Genomic DNA, 18,982 nt, shown 5'->3' on the forward strand with positions numbered 1-18,982 from the left:
GCTTTATTGACGGATCAAACATCCCAAACTTGATTTGTATTAAATAAAGGAGGCGTTTTGTCATGTTGGAACGCAGCAGCGGCGTTTTGATGCCCGTGTTTTCCCTGTGGGGCGAATACGGCTGCGGGGATTTCGGGCCGTCGGCCCGTGAATTCGTGGACTTTTTGGAAGCCGGCGGGTTTTCCTGGTGGCAGGTGCTGCCGTTTTGCATGACCGACCGATTCTATTCGCCTTATAAATCCCCGGCGGCGTTTGGCGGAAATCCGTATTTCATCAGTTTGGACATTCTTTGCGCAAAAGGGCTTCTGGGCGTTGAGGAGGCCGAATATGCGCGGCAAAACAGCCCGTGGCGCTGCGAATACGAGCGGCTCGGAAAAGAACGCCTTGCGCTGCTGCGGCTAGCGGCTTCCCGCGTGCAAACAGAAGACGAAAAAGCACGGGATGCGTTTTTAGCCGCACATCCGCAGGTGGCGAAAGTCGCCGAGTTCATGGCGCTGCGCGATGCGAATCAGCTTTCCGACGGCAGTTATCCGGTTTGGAATAAGTGGAAAGTCAGCGAACCGCGCAAAGAGGATTTGAAATTCTGGCGGTTTGTGCAGAGCGAATTTTTTATGCAGTGGGCCGATCTGAAGGCCTACGCCAACAAGCGCGGTGTAAAAATTCTGGGCGACCTGCCGATCTACGTCGACCATGACAGCTGCGACGTCTGGGCCAACCAAAAACAGTTTCTGCTCAAATCCGACGGCAACCCGAAATGTATTGCGGGGGTTCCGCCGGACTATTTCGCCAAAGACGGGCAGCTGTGGAAAAACCCGCTCTACGACTGGGACAGCATGAAAAAAGACGGCTTCGCCTGGTGGTCGGAGCGCATCGCCCACTCGGCGGACTTGTTCGACGGACTACGGTTCGATCATTTCCGGGGATTTGCGTCGTATTGGAGCATTCCCGCCGGCGCCGAGACCGCCCGTGAGGGCAAATGGATGAAAGGCCCGGGGTTGGAATTCGTTCAAAAAATGGAACAGGCGGCCGGGGAATGCCGATTGATTGCCGAGGATTTGGGCGATTTGGGCGAAGACGTCGAAAAATTGCTTGCGGCGTCGGGATTTCCGGGTATGCGGGTATTGCAGTTCGCCTTTTTGGGCGATAAGAAATCGCCCCATCTGCCGCATAACTATATTCAAAACTGCATCGCTTACACCGGTACCCACGACAACAACACGCTGCTCGGGTTTATGTGGGAACAGGATCCGCAGAATCGAAATCATATCATGGACTATTTCGAGATCCCGCGCGACGACTGGGACAACCACTACGACACGATTTTACGCGAAATGTGCCAATCCTGCGCCGGCGTCGTGATTTTCCCGATTCAGGATTTACTGCATTACGGTGCCGATACCCGCGTCAACGTGCCGGGCGTCGAAGGCGGAGACAACTGGTTCTGCCGCTTCACCCGCGATCAGGTCTTGGAGCTTTCGCCTGCGAAATATTTCGAGTGGAACGATTTATACGGGCGGCTGGCTGAAAAACCCGCCGAAGCAAAAACAGAATAACCGTTATAAAAACAGGGTCGGGATTCAATACCGCCTCTGTTTTTGTATGATTAGATCAAATTATGCAAATATTAAAATAAATATTGCATAAAGTGTTGACAAATATTCATTTAAATGTATAATTATACATTATAACCGGTTTGAATCCGGAAGCGATGCACGGAGGCGCAATGATGGGGAAGGGTAAGACCAAAATTTTTATCGACGGCAGCGTCGGAACGACCGGACTGCGGATCGTCGAGCGGCTTTCCAAAAGAGCCGATCTCGAGCTGATTTTGCTGTCGGAAGCCGAGAGAAAAGACGCGGCGAGCCGGAAAAAGGCGTTGAACAGCGCCGATGCGGCTTTTTTGTGCCTGCCCGACGCCGCGGCGATTGAAGCGGTCGGCATGATCGAAAACCCGAATACCGTCGTACTCGACACTTCGACCGCACACCGCACCGCCGCCGGATGGACTTACGGATTCCCCGAATTGTCGGATCAGCTGCGAAGCGAATTGAAAATGACCAAGCGGATCGCAGTTCCGGGTTGTTATCCCAGCGGGTTTTTAGCACTGGTCAAGCCGTTAATCGATGTGGGAATTTTATCGAAAGACGCGCATCTTTCCTGCCACGCGGTCACCGGATACAGCGGCGGCGGTAAAAAGATGATCGCGCAATATGAGACCGAAGAAAACGCGTTTTTAAAAGCACCGCGCGAATACGGGCTATCGCAGGGTCATAAACACCTGCCCGAGATGAAGATCATTTCCGGATTAACTAACGCACCGGTGTTCTGCCCGATTGTATCAAACTTTTACAGCGGAATGCTGGTCACGGTGCCGCTGTTTGTCTCCGATCTGCAAAAGGGTGCAAGCATTGAGACCATTAAAAATCTCTATTCCGAAAAATACGCCGGGCCGGTGGTCGGATACACCGAAAACAATGAAGACGGGTTTTTATCGGCGGCGGGGCTATCGGGGAAAGACGGTATGGAGGTCTCGGTGTTCGGAAACGGCGAGCAGATCATTTTGACCGCGCGATATGACAATCTCGGCAAAGGCGCATCGGGCGCGGCGATTCAATGTTTGAACATTTTACTCGGAAAAGATGAAACGGAAGGGTTAGAAATTTGAAAAATTTCATTTTTCAAAGGGGAGTTTTAACCTTTTGCGTCAAATAGAAAGACGCAAATTTGGCTACGCCAAAGCGGTCAAAACGTCCCGAATTCTACAAGAGGAAGGCAACTGAAATGAAGCAAGATATAATTAAAATCATTGACGGCGGGGTCTGTGCGGCAAAGGGTTTTTTAGCCGGCGGCATCCACTGCGGGATTCGGAAAAATAAGAGCAAGCGGGATTTGGCGCTGATTTTCAGCGAGGTCAAGGCGAGTGCGGCTTCGGTTTATACCACCAATTTGGTCAAAGGTGCACCACTGGTTGTGACCAAAGCGCATCTCTCGGACGGTATGGCGCAGGCGATACTCTGTAACAGCGGAAACGCCAACACCTGCAACGCCGACGGTATCGAGATCGCCGAAAAGATGAGCGATCTGCTGGCAGACGCTTTAAAAATAAATCCGTCGGACGTGGTCGTCGCCTCGACCGGCGTGATCGGGCAGCCGCTGCCCATCGAGCCGATTCAAAACGGTATTCCGGCGCTGGTGAATTCACTCGGCAACAACAGCGAACAGGCCGCAGAGGGCATTATGACCACCGATACGAAATTAAAACAGATTGCGGTCAGCTTTACAATCGGCGGGAAAGAATGCAAAATCGGCGGTATCGCCAAGGGTTCGGGCATGATTCATCCCGACATGGCGACGATGCTGGTTTTTATCACGACCGACTGTGCGGTTTCGAGCGCGATGCTGCAAAAAGCGCTCTCCAGCGATATCCAGAGCACGTTTAACATGGTCAGCGTCGACGGCGACACTTCGACCAACGACATGGTCACGATTCTGGCCAACGGCATGGCGGGCAATCCGGAGATCACCGAAGCGGGTGCGGATTTCGAGATTTTTATGAAAGCGTTGAACACCGTAACGGTTTATTTATGCAAACACATCGCGGGCGACGGCGAGGGTGCAACTAAGCTGATTGAGTGCGTTGTCTCCGGCGCAAAAGACGAGAAGAACGCGAAAACCGCGGCGAAAGCGGTGATCTGCTCCTCGCTGACCAAAGCAGCGATGTTCGGGGCGGACGCGAACTGGGGACGGGTGCTTTGTGCGCTCGGATACAGCAAGGCTGATATCGATGTGAATAAAGTCGAAGTGGCGTTTTACTCGAAAGCCGGAACAATCACGGTCTGCAAAAACGGCGCGGGCGTGGATTTTTCCGAAGAAACCGCGAAAAAGATTTTACTTGAAAACGAAGTTACAATAGACATCGACTTACATGACGGTCAGGGTGCGGCGACTGCGTGGGGCTGCGATTTGACTTATGATTACGTTAAAATCAACGGCGATTACAGGACTTGAGGAGAGCGAAAGGATGGATATGATGGATATTTCAAACGCCGAGCGGGCCAGCATTCTGGTGCACGCACTGCCGTATATTCAGAAATACAACAACAAGATTGTCGTGGTTAAATACGGCGGAAACGCCATGATCAACGAGGAACTCAAGGACTCGGTGATGCAGGATATCGTGCTGATGTCACTGATCGGCGTCAAGGTCGTGCTGGTGCACGGCGGCGGCCCCGAAATCACCGAAGTGCTTTCAAAAATGGGCAAAAAGAGCGAATTTGTCGACGGCTTGCGGGTTACCGACAAGGAGACCGTCGAAGTCGCCCAGATGGTGCTTGCGGGCAAAATTAACAAAAATCTTGTACATTTGATCGAAAACAAGAACGGGCAGGCCATCGGACTTTCGGGCATCGACGGGCATATGATTGAGGCCGAGATGAAGGATGAGCGGCTCGGATTCGTCGGCACAATCACCAACGTCAACGTCAAGCCGATTCTCGATGTGCTCGAAAAGGGGTATATCCCGGTGATTTCAACCATTGGGTGCGATAAAAAGGGCAATGTCTACAACATCAACGCCGACACCGCCGCCGCGAAAATCGCCGGAGCGCTCGAGGCCGAGAGTTTGATTTCGATGACCGACACCAGCGGTATTTTGAAAGATAAAGACGACCCTTCGACGTTGATTCATAAAATCACGCTTGATGAAGCCGAAGCGCTGGTCGCCGACGGTACGATCTGCGGCGGCATGATTCCGAAAGTCGAGTGCTGCACCGACGCCATCAAGTGGGGCGTGAAAAAGGTGTTCATCATTGACGGGCGTATCCCGCATGCGATTTTGATTGAGACATTGACCGATGAAGGAATAGGAACAATGTTCAAGGTGAAGTTTTAAATAATATTGTAGGGAACGGTCTTGACCGTTCCGTCTCGAATACAGTTCGATGATAAAATCCGAAAGAACGCACAAAGAATGGCAACGCGGCTCCGCAGCGAACGAATCGCAGGTTCTGCTTCGCGTTTGTGACGCGGAAACCCATATATGGTTTTCCGATAGCGACTTCGCCGCGGAACGGTCAAGACCGTTCCCTACATTATCGGGGAGGAATTCTTATGAACGATATTTTTAATTTAGATCATCAATATGTGGCCGATACCTATGCGCGGTTTCCCGTGCAGATCGTAAAGGGCAAGGGATCGCTGGTTTGGGATGAAAACGGCAAGGAATATATCGACATGGGCGGCGGGATCGCCGTCAATACATTCGGGTTTTCGGACGACGCTTGGATTGCCGCCGTCACCGCGCAGCTGAACGCGTTTCAGCACACTTCGAATTTATACTATACCGCGCCGTATGTGACGCTTGCGCAGAAGCTCTGCGAGCGTACGGGTATGAAAAAGGTATTTTTCGGCAACTCGGGCGCGGAGGCCAACGAGTGCGCCATCAAGGCCGCGCGCAAATACGCCGCTGAGAAAAAGGGCGCGGACTGCTATACCATCATCACGCTGAAAAACAGTTTTCACGGGCGGACATTGACCACGCTGGCGGCGACCGGACAGGACTATTTTCACGAACTTTATCAACCGCTGACCCCGGGATTTGTGCATGCCGAAGCCGGAAATCTTGAAGATATGAAGCAAAAAGTCGCCGAAAACAAGGTCGCGGCGATTATGATTGAAGTGATTCAAGGCGAAGGCGGCGTGATCGTGCTGACACCGGAATACGTGAAAAGTATCGCGAAACTTGCGCAGGAAAACGATATTTTACTGATTGTTGACGAGGTGCAGACCGGAAACGGCCGCACAGGGCAATTGTTCGGGTATATGAATTACGGCATCGAGCCGGACATCATCACGACCGCGAAGGGACTCGGCGGCGGGCTGCCGATCGGTGCGGCGATTTTGGGCGAAAAGGTTAAGGATATTTTCACGCCGGGCAGTCACGGGTCGACGTTCGGTGGAAATCCGGTCAGCTGTGCGGGTGCGATCAGCATTTTAGACCGACTCGACGAAAAACTGCTGGCTGAAGTGCGCGAAAAGGGCGAATATATCCGCAAAGAACTCTCCGGCGCAAAGGGCATCGCGGGCGTGGATGGCATGGGGCTGATGCTCGGAATCGTGACCGAAAAGGATGCGAAAGCCGTGGTGAACGAATGCATTTCACGCGGGGTGCTGCCGCTGACGGCCAAAAAGAAGGTTCGTCTGCTGCCGGCATTGAATATCCCGATGACAATATTAGAAAAAGCTGTTACAATGATCAAAGAGGTCTGCGCGGGATAAGAACCGCGTTGTAGGGGGCGGTTTCCATGCCGCCCCGAAAGCCGCGTAAAGCGGCTTTGAATATCCGAATCACACCATATTTTCAATGAGAACGGGTCGTCAGGGATGCCGACCCCTACAGGATACGGTGTGTCCGACAACATAATGATAAAGGAGATTGCGATATGAACTTAAAAGGAAAGGACTTTTTGAAGCTGCTGGACTTGTCGGCGGAGGAGATCGGCGGGCTGATTGAACTGGCGGCGCAATTGAAGACGCAGAAAAAGGCCGGGATTTCGCATAAGCTCTGCGAGGGTAAAAATATTGCGCTGATTTTTGAAAAGACCAGCACCCGCACACGCTGTGCTTTCGAAGTGGCCGCGCGTGATCTCGGCATGGGCGTGACCTATCTCGACCCGTCGGGTTCGCAGATCGGCAAAAAAGAGAGCATTGCCGATACCGCGCGGGTGCTTGCGGGCATGTTCGACGGCATTGAATACCGCGGCTATGGGCAGGAGATCGTTGAAGAACTGGCGAAATACGCCGATGTGCCGGTCTGGAACGGGCTGACCAACGAATTCCACCCGACGCAGATTCTGGCCGACTTTCTGACGATCCAAGAAAATTTCGGGCATTTGAAGGGAATTCACCTTGTCTATATGGGCGATGCGCGTTATAATATGGGTAACTCGCTGTTGGTCGGCTGCGCCAAGATGGGGCTTGACTGCACCCTCTGCGCGCCCGCGAACTACTTCCCCGACCCGGCGTTAATTAAGACCTGCGAAGAAATTGCCAAACAGAGCGGCGCAACGCTTAAATTCGAGACCGACCCGATGAAAGCGACTAAGGGCGCGGACGTGCTGTATACCGATGTGTGGGTTTCGATGGGCGAGCCGATCGCGGTTTGGCAGGAGCGTGTGAACGATCTCGCACCTTATCAAGTCAATGAGACGATCATGGCAAATGCAGGGGAAAAGGCGATTTTTATGCACTGCCTGCCGGCCTATCACGACCTGAAGACCCAGATCGGCAAGGAAATGGGTGAAAAATTTTCGCGGGACTGCATGGAGGTCACCGACGCCGTATTCGAGGGAAAACAATCGGTGGTCTTTGCCGAAGCGGAAAACCGCATGCACACAATCAAGGCCGTGATGGCGGCGACATTGGGTTAGACAAAAAGAACGAAAAGGAAACAACATGGGAAAAAGATTTTTGGTACTGGACGACGGAACGACCTTTGAGGGCATCGGGTTCGGCGCGGATACGGGCTGCACGGGCGAGTTGGTCTTCACGACCGGCATGTGCGGCTATATCGAGACGCTGACCGACCCGAGTTATTACGGACAAATTGTATTGCAGACCTTCCCGCTGATCGGCAACTACGGCATCATCGAGGCCGATTTTGAGGGCAAATGCTGCGTCAAAGGATATGTCGTGCACGAGTGGTGCGACACGCCGTCCAATTTCCGCGCCCAGTATGATCTGGACGCTTTTTTGAAAAAGAACGGCATTCCGGGGATTTATGGCCTGGATACCCGCGAAATCACCAAGATTATCCGTGAGCACGGCGTGATGAACGCGATGCTCCGCGACGAGGTTCCGAAAGACCTGACCGGTGCTAAAAATTATCTGATCGTCGATGCGGTGAAAAGCGTCACCTGCGACAAAATCGAGGAATTTCCGGCGCAGGGCGAGACCAAATATAAAGTCGTTTTGGCCGATTACGGCGCAAAACACAACATCATCCGTGAGCTGCGCAAACGCGGCTGTGCGGTGACCGTCGTGCCATCCTATCTGAAAGCCGAAGAGATTTTGGCGCTGAAACCCGACGGCGTAATGCTGTCGAACGGCCCGGGCGATCCTGCGGAAAATGTTGAAATCATCGATGAATTAAGTAAATTATACGGGAAAGTGCCGATTTTCGGCATCTGTCTGGGGCATCAGTTGCTGGCGCTCAGCCAAGGCGGTAAGACCATGAAGCTCAAATACGGCCACCGCGGCGTCAACCAGCCGGTGCGCGACCTGCTCGGGACAAGGACCTATATCACCAGTCAGAATCACGGCTACGCGGTTGTCTCCGATACGGTGAAAAACGGCGTCATCAGTTTTGCCAACGCCAACGACGGCACCTGCGAGGGCGTCAATTATCCCGAGGGGAAAGCGTTCACGGTGCAGTTTCATCCCGAGGCCTCTTCGGGTCCGCATGATACGGCGTTTTTGTTCGACCGGTTCTGCGAACTGATGGGAGGTAAACAATAATGCCTTTTGATAAAACCATTCAAAAAGTTTTGATGATCGGCTCCGGTCCGATTGTGATCGGGCAGGCGGCCGAATTTGACTATGCCGGCGCGCAGGCCTGCCGGGTGCTGAAAGAGGCCGGCGTCAACGTGGTGTTGGTCAACTCCAACCCCGCAACGATCATGACCGACAACGCGCTGGCTGATGAAATTTACCTCGAACCGCTCAACGTTGAGACGCTGAAGCGCATTATTATAAAAGAAAAACCCGATGCGCTGCTTGCCGGACTCGGCGGGCAGACCGGTCTGACGCTCTCGATGCAATTGGAGAGCGACGGATTTTTGGCAAAGCATAATGTGCGGCTGATCGGCACCAATGTCGAGGCCATTAAAAAGGCCGAGGACAGAGAGCTCTTTAAAGAGACCATGGAGGCCATCGGCGAACCGGTGATCCCATCGGACATCACAACTACTATACCCGGCGCACTGGAGATCGCCGAAACAATCGGCTATCCGGTCATTGTCCGACCCGCCTATACCCTCGGCGGCACGGGCGGCGGCGTCGCCTACACGCCCGAGGAACTCAAAGCGGTTGCGGCGACCGGCATCGACGCCTCGCCGATCAATCAAATTCTGGTCGAGCGGTATATCTACGGCTGGAAAGAGATTGAGTTCGAGACCATGCGCGACGCGGTCGGTAACGTGATTGCGGTGTGCAGCATGGAAAACTTTGACCCGGTCGGCGTCCACACCGGCGACAGCATCGTCGTCGCTCCGGCACTGACCCTTTCCGATAAAGAATATCAGATGCTGCGTTCGGCGTCTTTGAACATCATCTCGGCACTCGGCATCGTCGGCGGCTGCAACTGTCAGTTCGCGCTGAATCCCGACAGCTTCGACTATGCGGTCATCGAGGTCAACCCGCGTGTGTCGCGTTCTTCGGCGCTGGCCTCCAAGGCGACCGGTTATCCGATTGCCAAGATCACGACCAAAATCGCGCTCGGGCTGACCCTCGACGAGATTAAAAACGACATCACGGGAAAAACCTGCGCCTGCTTCGAGCCGACGCTCGATTATGTGGTCGTCAAACTGCCCAAGTGGCCGTTCGACAAGTTCTTCGGCTCTTCGCGCAAACTCGGCACCCAGATGAAGGCCACCGGCGAGGTCATGTCGATTGCACCGACTTTTGAGATGGCGCTGATGAAAGCCGTCAGAGGCGCGGAAATCTCACTGGACACGCTGAACGCGCCGCCGATTTACAAAGAGCCGCTTAAAGAGCGGCTGAAGCGGGTCGACGATTACCGGCTGTTTACGGTGTTTGAGGCGCTGAAAGCAGGCATATCGGTCGACGAGATCAATGATATTACCAAAATCGATAAGTGGTTTTTGTATAAAATGGCGAAACTGGCCGATTACGAGGCACAGATCGCAAAATCCGGTTTGGATGAAGAAACATATTTGACCGGAAAGAAATTCGGCTACACCGACAAAGCGCTTGCCCGGCTTTCGGGGATGAAAACGCTGCCGTGGAGCTGCGATTTCGCCTACAAGATGGTCGATACCTGCGGCGCGGAATTCGACGCCGAGACGCCGTATTTTTACTCAACCTGCGGCGCGTCTTGTGAGGCAAGGCCATTTAAACGTTCGGGAAAACCCGTCGTCATCGTTTTGGGTTCGGGGCCGATTCGCATCGGGCAGGGTATCGAGTTCGACTATTCGTCGGTGCACTGTGTCTGGGCGCTCAAAGAAATGGGCTACGACGTGGTCATCATCAACAACAACCCGGAGACCGTCTCGACCGACTACGATACCGCCGACCGGCTGTATTTTGAACCGCTGTCGCCCGAGGACGTGATGAACATCATCAAGGTCGAACAGCCCGAGGGCGTGGTGGTGGCATTCGGCGGGCAGACGGCCATTAAGTTAACAAAATTTTTAGATCAGAATCATGTGAATATTCTGGGCACCTCCGCAGAGGGCATCGACATCGCGGAGGACCGTGAGCGGTTTGACGCGCTGCTGGAGCAGTTCGGCATCCGCAGACCCAAGGGTTTCGGCGTCGACACGTTCGAAGAGGCATTGAATGCGGCGAACGAGCTGGGCTATCCGGTTTTATTGCGCCCGTCCTATGTCATCGGCGGGCAGAACATGAAAATCGTTCATAACGACGGCGAGGTCCGCATCTATATGGAGCGGATTTTGGCGCAGGGTATCGACAATCCTGTTTTAGTCGACAAATACATGCTGGGGACCGAATTAGAGGTTGATGTCATTTCCGACGGACATGACGTGTTGATCCCCGGTATTATGGAACATATCGAGCGGGCCGGCGTGCACAGCGGTGACTCGATTGCGGTCTATCCGCCATACAGCATCAGCGACAAGATGATGATGACCATTATCGACTGTTCGACAAAACTGGCGCTGGCGCTCGGCACCAAGGGGCTTGTCAATATTCAGTATTTAATCAGCGAGGGCGAACTCTACGTCATCGAGGTCAACCCGCGCGCATCGCGCACCGTGCCGTATATCAGCAAGGTGACCGGCGTGCCGATGACCGATCTGGCTTCCAAAGTCATGGTCGGAAAGGAACTGGCTTCGCTCGGGTATGGCATCGGCCTCTATCGGATTCCGCCGTATTTCGCCGTCAAGGTGCCGGTGTTCTCATTTGAAAAACTGGCCGACGCGAACTCCTATCTCGGCCCGGAGATGAAGAGTACCGGTGAGGTGCTGGGCATCGGAAAAACGCTGAACGAAGCGCTATTCAAGGGCATCGCAGCCTCGGGCAAACGCCTGAAAGCACCCGCGCCCGGAAAACCCATGGGCGTGTTTATCAGTGTCGATGTGCATGACCGTTTCGAGATTGTTTCATTGGCCAAAAAACTCGACGACCTCAAGTTTGAAATCTACGCCACCGCCGACACCGCAGAGGCCATTCGGAACCTCGGTATTGACGTCGTCACGGTGAATAATGTTAAAAAAGACGCTTTCGACCTGCTCGAGAGCGGAAAGATCAGCTTTGTGGTCTACACCGGCGCGCTGATGGACGAGAGCGTGGAGGACTTTATCGCGCTCAGCCGAAAAGCGCTGCTGCTGTCGATTCCGTGCTTCACGTCGCTTGATACCGCGAACGCAGCCGCCGACATCATCCGCAGCCGTTTCAATCTGGGCAATACGGAACTGGTCGACATCAACCACATGCGCCGTGACAAGGAAAAGACCAAATTCATGAAGATGCAGGGCACCGGCGACGACTATATCTTTATCGACAACTTCGACGGGCATATCACCTGTCCCGAATCGCTGTGCATCGACCTGTGCGACCGGCATTATGGCGTGGGCGGCGACGGATTGGTGCTGATTGAGAAATCGAAAGCAGCCGACGCGAAGATGCGCATTTTCAACCGTGACGGCTCCGAAGGCCGGATGGCGGGAAACAGCATCCGCTCGGTCGGGAAATACCTGTATGACAACGGCTTTATCGGCCGCGACACCGCGACCGTCGAGACCGCAAGCGGCATCCGGCACCTGAAACTCTATGCGCGCAACAACAAAGTGACTTATGCAAGCGTCGAGATGGGCAAGGCCGATCTTATTGCAAAAAATATTCCGACCACGATCAAAGCCGAAAAGGTGATTGATTATCCCGTTGAAATCGGCGGGAAAGATTATCGGATCACCTGTGTGAACGTCGGCAACCCGCACTGCGTGGTGTTCTGCGACAGGGTGGACGGCGTTGACATCGAGACCGTGGGCCCGCAGTTTGAAAATGCCCCGATCTTCCCCGAGCGCGTGAACACCGAATTTATCCGCGTGGTCAACAAGAGTACGATCAAGATGCGGGTCTATGAGCGCGGCAACGGCGAGACCATGGCCTGCGGTACGGGCGCTTGTGCGGCGGTCGTGGCGGCGGTTGAAAACGGCTTCTGCGCCAAGGGCGAAGACATCACGGTCAAGCTGCGCGGCGGCGATCTGGTCGTCAACTACACCGACGAGGGCATCACATTAACCGGAGATACCAAACTCGTCTACACGGGTGTGGCGGAGTATTGACGGGAGATTAAAAGCTTCTACAGTACGAGATTCTTCGATTTCGCCAACCAAAGGCGTTGGTTGGCTTCACTCAGAATGACAAAGGCCGGCGGGAAACCGTCGGTTTTTTTGTGCCAAAACTCAAGTTTTTGTAAATATATGTCGTTTGCGCACATTTTTATATCGTTTGCGCAAAAGGCATTGTAAACATTCCAAAAAAAGGTATAATGGTTTCATACAATACAACGTATACCAACTATCTCTGAAACAGCGCAGAGGAGCGGCAATTGAAAGTGTTTAAACCTTAAAACTTAGGAGATCATATATGAATTAAAGCGAATTCGCAATAAAATCAACGATGAAAGACGAGGGAAATTTAAAAATAAATTTTAAATAAGGAGTTTATTCTTTTGCGTTATTAGCAAAACGCTAATTTGGCTGTGCCAAACCGAATAAACATCCCATTGCGATGGGGATATGGAAAAAAATACTTGACAGGATGTTGCAAATATTTTGTATATTGCGTATAATTATCATCAGAAATGGTTCTGATCAAACCGAAGAAGATGACGTATTAAAAAAGGATCGACAAAATGTTGCCTGTCGGCCGCAGCGTGACTTTCAGGTGCGCAGAGCAACAGGGCTCGAGCGGGAAGTGCTGATGGAGATTGTATGACCGGCTTTCCGATGAAGACAGGTCATCGAAAGCCGGTATCGTCCGCCTGTGAATTGAAAAATATTTAGCACAGCGGCGTTGACCGATTGTGTTGGATATGGTAAAATTTATCAAGGAGGAAATAAGAATGTTTAAAAAGTTACGCAAATATTTGATCGTCCTGATGGCGGTTGTCATGGTAGCGTCGTTGGCTGTCATTCCGACGAGTGCTGCGATCAGTGGGCAAGGATATAACTATATCGTATCAGGCACTTTAATGTATTGGCGCTCAGTATGGGTTACTGCGGAAAGCAATCAACCACTTCACTGTTATGCATCTGTAACAGATAAGTTCCATTCAGGTTATGATTATGATACTGATATGGCAATGAGTGGATCGGTTTTTGCTTCTGTGACTGGTCCTGCGTATTATATGTATTCGGATGCTGAGGCTTGTATTGGTGTTTGGGAATATGGTTACGGATATTAAGCCGTAAGGAATGAAACCGCGCGTCGGATACACTCCGACGCGCGGGATGTGTTTTTGATCTATTTGGAGGGTCACAGATGAAAAAAACGGTGATATTTATATTAGCAATATTTTTACTAATAGGTTGTTCCAATAGTGGAGAACCAATACAATTGGATGTCTTTGAACCGGAATTGCCTGAAATAAATCTCAGTTGGAATTATGGAGCCTTTATTGATCAAAAAGGTAATTTATTAACCTTTGGATTCGATGAACGCAATTTAGGCGCTGCTTCCGGTTATGTTGGGAATTCTTTAGGTCAAGGAACAGAAGTAACATATAACAATATCCCGACGGAAATTTATACGGAGATCACTTCGGGAGGTCAGGGTAACAGAGCATTGACAATAAACGGGGAATTGATTGAATGGGGGAATCGGGTTGAAAATGATTCCTGTACGCCGCATATCATCAGAGAAAATGTTGTAAAGTTTTACGGGACTTTATACCTGACAAGGGATGGTGAATTATATACAATTCCGGAAAGAGAAGCCTTTTTATCGGGGAAATCATATGAAGATATTGGTGAACTGGTCTTGACAGAAGTAAGTGATTTTGCCATCGGATGTAAGTTTTTTGCATTGAAAAATGATGGTAGCGTTTGGTCTTTTATAATCAACACAAAAGCGGAAATTTATGAAAAACCCCAAAAAATATTGGACAATGTTAAAGAAATAATTACTTCAAGTTCAGACGTGAATTCAACTGTAGTATTTCTCAAAAATGACGATACATTATGGAGTTATGGAAACAACGAATACGGACAATGCGGCAATGGCGAACACGGAGATCTTGATTTAAAAACACAAGATTGTTGGGTATCAGAGCCATATAAAATAGCTAAAAATGTCATAAAAGCTTGGATGACTACATCGACCACATTTTATCTGACAAAAGACAATCAATTATATGCATCCGGGGAAAATTATCACGATTTATTGTTAACGGGTGAGGATTTCCAGATGAATACTGCTGATTATCCGCAATATGTGACAACTCCGGTTTTAGTTATGGAAAATGTCAAACAAATGGAATGCAGTGACAATAGTCTTTTCGTTTTAAAAACTGACAATACTGTTTGGTCATGGGGATATGGAAGCGGAGTGTTTTTAGGAATCAACTGTTTTGATGGAGAAATTTCGAGAGCAGACGACCTCTCTGTTCTTCAAACTAACGGGGAGGAGTTTTATCATCAGCCAACGCAGATCATGAGCGATGTTTTGCGGTTATTCACTGAGACAACCGGTTTGCATTTCGTCCAGAAAACAGACAGCAATGTCTGGTATTGGGGATACGGATTGATATACGTTGATGAAGGCGATATCTGGGATATGAAAGTACAAGTCGGAAAAAGTGAAGATGGTAATATCATATATGCTTATCAAAAGCACTACATCATCCCAACGCCGATTGAGTTTTCGGTCGAGACGTTTTTTCAAAATGCGCTGGATTCTATTGCCTCACAGGGGATTGATACGTCGCAGTATCAAACGGCGCGATATATCGGTGATTGATATTTAAATCAATGTTAAATGTTTTAGTTTGAAAGAAGTAATATATATGAAAAAAGTATTAATTATTGTAATATTTGTGGCATTAATGCTTGCAGGTTGCTCAAATCCAACAAAGTCCATACAAGTGAATATTTATAAACAAAAACTACCTATGATCTCATTTCAAGGGTATTGGTCATTTATCGACAATGAAGAAAATTTGTATACCTGGGGATATGACGAGCGTAATGGCGGGGCAGTCTCGGGGGTTTATCTTGGCGATTCTTTGGGGCAAGGTACCGATGTTGTCTATAATAATGATCCTTTTAAGATTTATTCAAATGTTGCATATATAATCCGCGCAAACAGAGGATTAACAAACGACGGAGAAATTATTGAATGGGCAAAACTAATGGAAAACGATTTATGCATGCCGCATTCAACAAAGAATAACATTGCCAAAGTTGGAATGAATTTGTACCTTACTAGGTTTGGAGAATTATATGCGATTCCAACAGAAGAAAATGTAAGGTTGAAAGAGCCATACGAAAATTGCGGTGACTTGGTTCTTACGGGTGTCATAGATTTTGCAATTGGGTATAAATATATTGCATTAAAAGAAGATGGCAGTGTGTGGACTTTTCTGGTCAGTAGTATGACAGGAGAAATTGTTGAAAAACCGAAAAAGTTAGTCAGTGATGTAGTTGAGATCTTTTCAAACCCAGCGATTGATGCAGCAATGTTATTACTCAAAAGCGACGGATCATTGTGGAGTTATGGTGGAAATGAATATGGGCAGTGTGGGAATGGAGAGCAGGGTGATCTCAATTTAACAACTTACGACTGCATAGTTTCAAAACCTTATAAACTAGCCGAAAATGTTAGAACTGCGTGGGTGTCAACATTAACTACGTTTTTTTTGACAGAAGATAATAAATTATATGCATGCGGCAAGAATCCATATGATTTACTGTTGACAGGAAACGGCCAGATGCTTTCTGACGAATATCCTAAATATATATCGACTCCAATATTAGTAATGGATAATGTTAAACAGATGGAATACAGTGATACCGGAATTTTTATTTTGAAAACAGATAATACATTATGGACTTGGGGATATTCAGATAAAGGTACATTAGGGAACGGAGTATGTTATGAAGGCGACGATTTGGGAACATATAGTTTTTCCGTTCGTCTACAAAACGGAGAGGCGATCTTTGCTCAACCGGTACAAATTATGAATGAGGTTGAACGATTGTTTACGGAAACAACCGGATTGCATTTTGCACAGAAAACAGACGGAACGATTTGGTACTGGGGTTACGGAGAAATATATGTCAATGAAGAAGATAATTGGGATACAGAAATACAAAAAACAGACGCAACAGGCGAAACAATATTTGCTTATCAAAAGCACTACATCATCCCAACGCCGATTGAGTTTTCAATTGATTCCGTTTATCAGGATGCATTGAATTACATCGCGGAACAGGGGATTGATACGTCGCAATATGAGGCAGTGCGGTATATTAATGAGTGAGATAATTCGCCTGATCAATTGATATGATGGGAGGGTTATGATGAGAAAAATATTAATTTTTGTATTTGCCGGGTTATTTTTGTTTTCTGGATGTTCCAACACGGGTAAAGTGGTGCAAGTTGATCTTTATCAGCCCGAACTGCCCGCGATATCATTAAATATTGGTTATTGGTCTTATATCGATAATAACGGAGATCTGTATACTTGGGGGTATGACGGTCGAAACGCCGGTACCGGATCGGACTATTACCCTGGGGACTGCCTTGGGCAGGGAACGGAAGTTGTTTATAATAATGTGCCGACGAAAGGCTATTCCAATGTTGCATATGTTCTCCGGGGAAACAGAGGGCTCACCCAAAACGGAGAAATCATCGAATGGGGCAAATGTTTTGAAGATGATTCATGCACGCCGCAAATCGTTAAAGAGAGTGTTGCTAAAACGCATTTATCTTTATACTTAACGAAAAATGGTGAGTTGTATACAATTCCCGAAAGCGATAATTTTCAATTATCCGGGTCATATGGAAGCCGTAATGAGCTTGTGATGACAGGTGTAAAGGATTTTGCACTCGGTTACTCCTATTTTGCACTGAAGGACGACGGCAGTGTTTGGACCTTCTCGGTCAACAGTATGACCGCAGAAGTCATTGAAAGTCCGAAAAAATTTATGGATGGGGTAGAGAGAATTATTGCTGAATCATCGTTTGATGCAGCGGTACTTTTTTTAAAAAGCGATGGTACATTGTGGAGCTGTGGAAATAACGAATTCGGGCAGTGCGGCAACGGGGAACACGGCGACCTCGACATTGATACGAGGGATTGTGTGGTTTCAAAGCCGTTTAAAATGGCTGAAAACGTGACTAACGCGTGGGTGACAGATTGGACGACATTTTATCAGACAAAAGAAAACAACCTTTATGCATGCGGAGAGAATTATAACGATCTTTTACTGCTTGGCGGGAACGGGCAAATGAATCTTGACGCATACCCTAAATTTATCGAAACACCGGTGTTGATCATGGAGAGTGTTAAGCAGATGGAGTATAGCGACATGGGTATGTTTGTCCTCAAAACCGATGGAACAGTATGGACTTGGGGATATGCGGATAAGGGATTTTTGGGTAATGGCATATGTTATATAGGTGACGACTTGAGTCCCAATAATTTCTTTAAACGCGAGGCGATTAATGCTGAGGCGCTATATAGCCAGCCGACACAAATTATGGATCATGTGAACCGTTTGTTCACCGAGACCTTAGGATTACATTTCGTGCAGAAAACAGACGGGACAATCTGGTACTGGGGGTTTGGCTATATCAATGTGGAAGAAAATGACGATTGGGATAGGAATATACCATGGCAAGATACATTCGGTAATGTGATTACGGCTTATCAAAAGCACTACATCATCCCGACACCGATTGAATTTTCGGTAGATACGTTTTTCCAAAATGCGCTGGATTCTATTGCCGCACAGGGGATTGATGTTTCTCAATATGATGTTGTGAAGTATACAGAAGATTAATATTTATTATTTGAAGAGACGCTTGATTTGGAGGGTCACTTATGAGAAAGTTACTAGTCGTTATTTTGACGGGATTGTTTTTGCTTGCGGGGTGTTCCAAAGCCGGAGAGACGATAAAAGTTGAAATTGATCAGCCGGAATTGCCGGAGTTCCTTTTAACCTGGCAATACGGAACGTTTCTTGATACAAACGGAGATTTATATACTTGGGGATATGATTTTTACAACGTAGAACTGGAACCCAGTTATAAAAATTCTCTCGGACAGGGAACAGAGGTCATCTATAATAATATCCCAACAAAAATTTATTCCGATGTTGCAGATGTAAGCCTTGGAAGAAGAGCCTTGACCAATGGGGGAAATTTGGTTGAATGGGGTATTCTCATGGAAGATGATCCTTGCGTTCCGCATATTGTTGAAGGAAATGTCGCTAAAATATATATAAATATGTTTATAACACAGAATGCAGAACTGTATATAAAGCCCGAAAACGAAACAATTGCGTTGAAAAAATCCTATGAGGAAAGCGGTGAGCTTGTTACGACAGGCGTTCAAGATGTAGCCGTCGGGTATGCTTATTTTGCATTGAAATCCGACGGGAGTGTATGGATGTTTAAAGCAAATTCTACTACCGTGGAAATAACTGAAAAACCAAAAGAGCTTATCGATGATATAAAAAAATATACACAGGCGCGTCAGTAGATTCTGCGGTGT

13 protein-coding genes are annotated in these 18,982 nt (G+C 48.9%); all 13 read left to right on the forward strand.

The window, feature by feature from the left end; all coding sequences use genetic code 11:
• Window positions 1–62: 62 nt before the first annotated feature.
• On the forward strand, window positions 63–1,553 hold the full coding sequence (gene malQ, locus PK629_03330) for a 4-alpha-glucanotransferase (protein ID HOP10503.1): 1,491 nt from the start codon (window positions 63–65) through the stop codon (window positions 1,551–1,553).
• 170 nt (window positions 1,554–1,723) lie between these two features.
• Window positions 1,724–2,665, forward strand: a complete 942-nt coding sequence (argC, locus tag PK629_03335; GenBank protein HOP10504.1) for an N-acetyl-gamma-glutamyl-phosphate reductase — start codon at window positions 1,724–1,726, stop codon at window positions 2,663–2,665.
• A gap of 116 nt (window positions 2,666–2,781) precedes the next feature.
• Window positions 2,782–4,008, forward strand: coding sequence for a bifunctional glutamate N-acetyltransferase/amino-acid acetyltransferase ArgJ (gene argJ / locus PK629_03340; GenBank protein ID HOP10505.1), 1,227 nt, complete (start codon window positions 2,782–2,784; stop codon window positions 4,006–4,008).
• Window positions 4,009–4,030: 22 nt separating this feature from the next.
• The gene (argB, locus tag PK629_03345) at window positions 4,031–4,891 is read left to right on the forward strand and encodes an acetylglutamate kinase (protein ID HOP10506.1); all 861 of its coding nucleotides are present in this window, start codon (window positions 4,031–4,033) and stop codon (window positions 4,889–4,891) included.
• A 218-nt stretch (window positions 4,892–5,109) separates the two neighbouring features.
• Window positions 5,110–6,276, forward strand: coding sequence for an aspartate aminotransferase family protein (locus tag PK629_03350; protein ID HOP10507.1), 1,167 nt, complete (start codon window positions 5,110–5,112; stop codon window positions 6,274–6,276).
• Window positions 6,277–6,440: 164 nt separating this feature from the next.
• Window positions 6,441–7,427, forward strand: coding sequence for an ornithine carbamoyltransferase (argF, locus tag PK629_03355; GenBank protein ID HOP10508.1), 987 nt, complete (start codon window positions 6,441–6,443; stop codon window positions 7,425–7,427).
• Window positions 7,428–7,452: 25 nt separating this feature from the next.
• Window positions 7,453–8,514, forward strand: coding sequence for a carbamoyl phosphate synthase small subunit (locus PK629_03360; protein HOP10509.1), 1,062 nt, complete (start codon window positions 7,453–7,455; stop codon window positions 8,512–8,514).
• Window positions 8,514–12,545 (forward strand): carbamoyl-phosphate synthase large subunit, encoded by a 4,032-nt coding sequence (gene carB / locus PK629_03365; protein ID HOP10510.1) that lies wholly within the window; start codon window positions 8,514–8,516, stop codon window positions 12,543–12,545. Before PK629_03360 ends, carB begins: the two co-directional genes overlap by 1 nt.
• A gap of 782 nt (window positions 12,546–13,327) precedes the next feature.
• The gene (locus PK629_03370) at window positions 13,328–13,669 is read left to right on the forward strand and encodes a hypothetical protein (protein HOP10511.1); all 342 of its coding nucleotides are present in this window, start codon (window positions 13,328–13,330) and stop codon (window positions 13,667–13,669) included.
• 77 nt (window positions 13,670–13,746) lie between these two features.
• On the forward strand, window positions 13,747–15,222 hold the full coding sequence (locus tag PK629_03375) for a hypothetical protein (protein HOP10512.1): 1,476 nt from the start codon (window positions 13,747–13,749) through the stop codon (window positions 15,220–15,222).
• A gap of 46 nt (window positions 15,223–15,268) precedes the next feature.
• Window positions 15,269–16,744, forward strand: coding sequence for a hypothetical protein (locus PK629_03380; GenBank protein ID HOP10513.1), 1,476 nt, complete (start codon window positions 15,269–15,271; stop codon window positions 16,742–16,744).
• A gap of 40 nt (window positions 16,745–16,784) precedes the next feature.
• Complete coding sequence (locus PK629_03385; protein ID HOP10514.1) at window positions 16,785–18,269, forward strand: hypothetical protein; 1,485 nt, start codon at window positions 16,785–16,787, stop codon at window positions 18,267–18,269.
• A 41-nt stretch (window positions 18,270–18,310) separates the two neighbouring features.
• On the forward strand, window positions 18,311–18,970 hold the full coding sequence (locus PK629_03390) for a hypothetical protein (GenBank protein ID HOP10515.1): 660 nt from the start codon (window positions 18,311–18,313) through the stop codon (window positions 18,968–18,970).
• Window positions 18,971–18,982 lie beyond the last annotated feature (12 nt).

Source organism: Oscillospiraceae bacterium (assembly GCA_035380125.1).
Classification (GTDB): domain Bacteria; phylum Bacillota; class Clostridia; order Oscillospirales; family JAKOTC01; genus DAOPZJ01.

Excerpts from the sequence above, each read along its gene's own strand:
- malQ (HOP10503.1), top strand. The coding sequence starts at position 63 with ATGTTGGAACGCAGCAGCGGCGTTTTGATGCCCGTGTTTTCCCTGTGG.
- argC (HOP10504.1), top strand. The coding sequence starts at position 1,724 with ATGATGGGGAAGGGTAAGACCAAAATTTTTATCGACGGCAGCGTCGGA.
- argJ (HOP10505.1), top strand. The coding sequence starts at position 2,782 with ATGAAGCAAGATATAATTAAAATCATTGACGGCGGGGTCTGTGCGGCA.
- argB (HOP10506.1), top strand. The coding sequence starts at position 4,031 with ATGGATATTTCAAACGCCGAGCGGGCCAGCATTCTGGTGCACGCACTG.
- PK629_03350 (HOP10507.1), top strand. The coding sequence starts at position 5,110 with ATGAACGATATTTTTAATTTAGATCATCAATATGTGGCCGATACCTAT.
- argF (HOP10508.1), top strand. The coding sequence starts at position 6,441 with ATGAACTTAAAAGGAAAGGACTTTTTGAAGCTGCTGGACTTGTCGGCG.
- PK629_03360 (HOP10509.1), top strand. The coding sequence starts at position 7,453 with ATGGGAAAAAGATTTTTGGTACTGGACGACGGAACGACCTTTGAGGGC.
- carB (HOP10510.1), top strand. The coding sequence starts at position 8,514 with ATGCCTTTTGATAAAACCATTCAAAAAGTTTTGATGATCGGCTCCGGT.
- PK629_03370 (HOP10511.1), top strand. The coding sequence starts at position 13,328 with ATGTTTAAAAAGTTACGCAAATATTTGATCGTCCTGATGGCGGTTGTC.
- PK629_03375 (HOP10512.1), top strand. The coding sequence starts at position 13,747 with ATGAAAAAAACGGTGATATTTATATTAGCAATATTTTTACTAATAGGT.
- PK629_03380 (HOP10513.1), top strand. The coding sequence starts at position 15,269 with ATGAAAAAAGTATTAATTATTGTAATATTTGTGGCATTAATGCTTGCA.
- PK629_03385 (HOP10514.1), top strand. The coding sequence starts at position 16,785 with ATGAGAAAAATATTAATTTTTGTATTTGCCGGGTTATTTTTGTTTTCT.
- PK629_03390 (HOP10515.1), top strand. The coding sequence starts at position 18,311 with ATGAGAAAGTTACTAGTCGTTATTTTGACGGGATTGTTTTTGCTTGCG.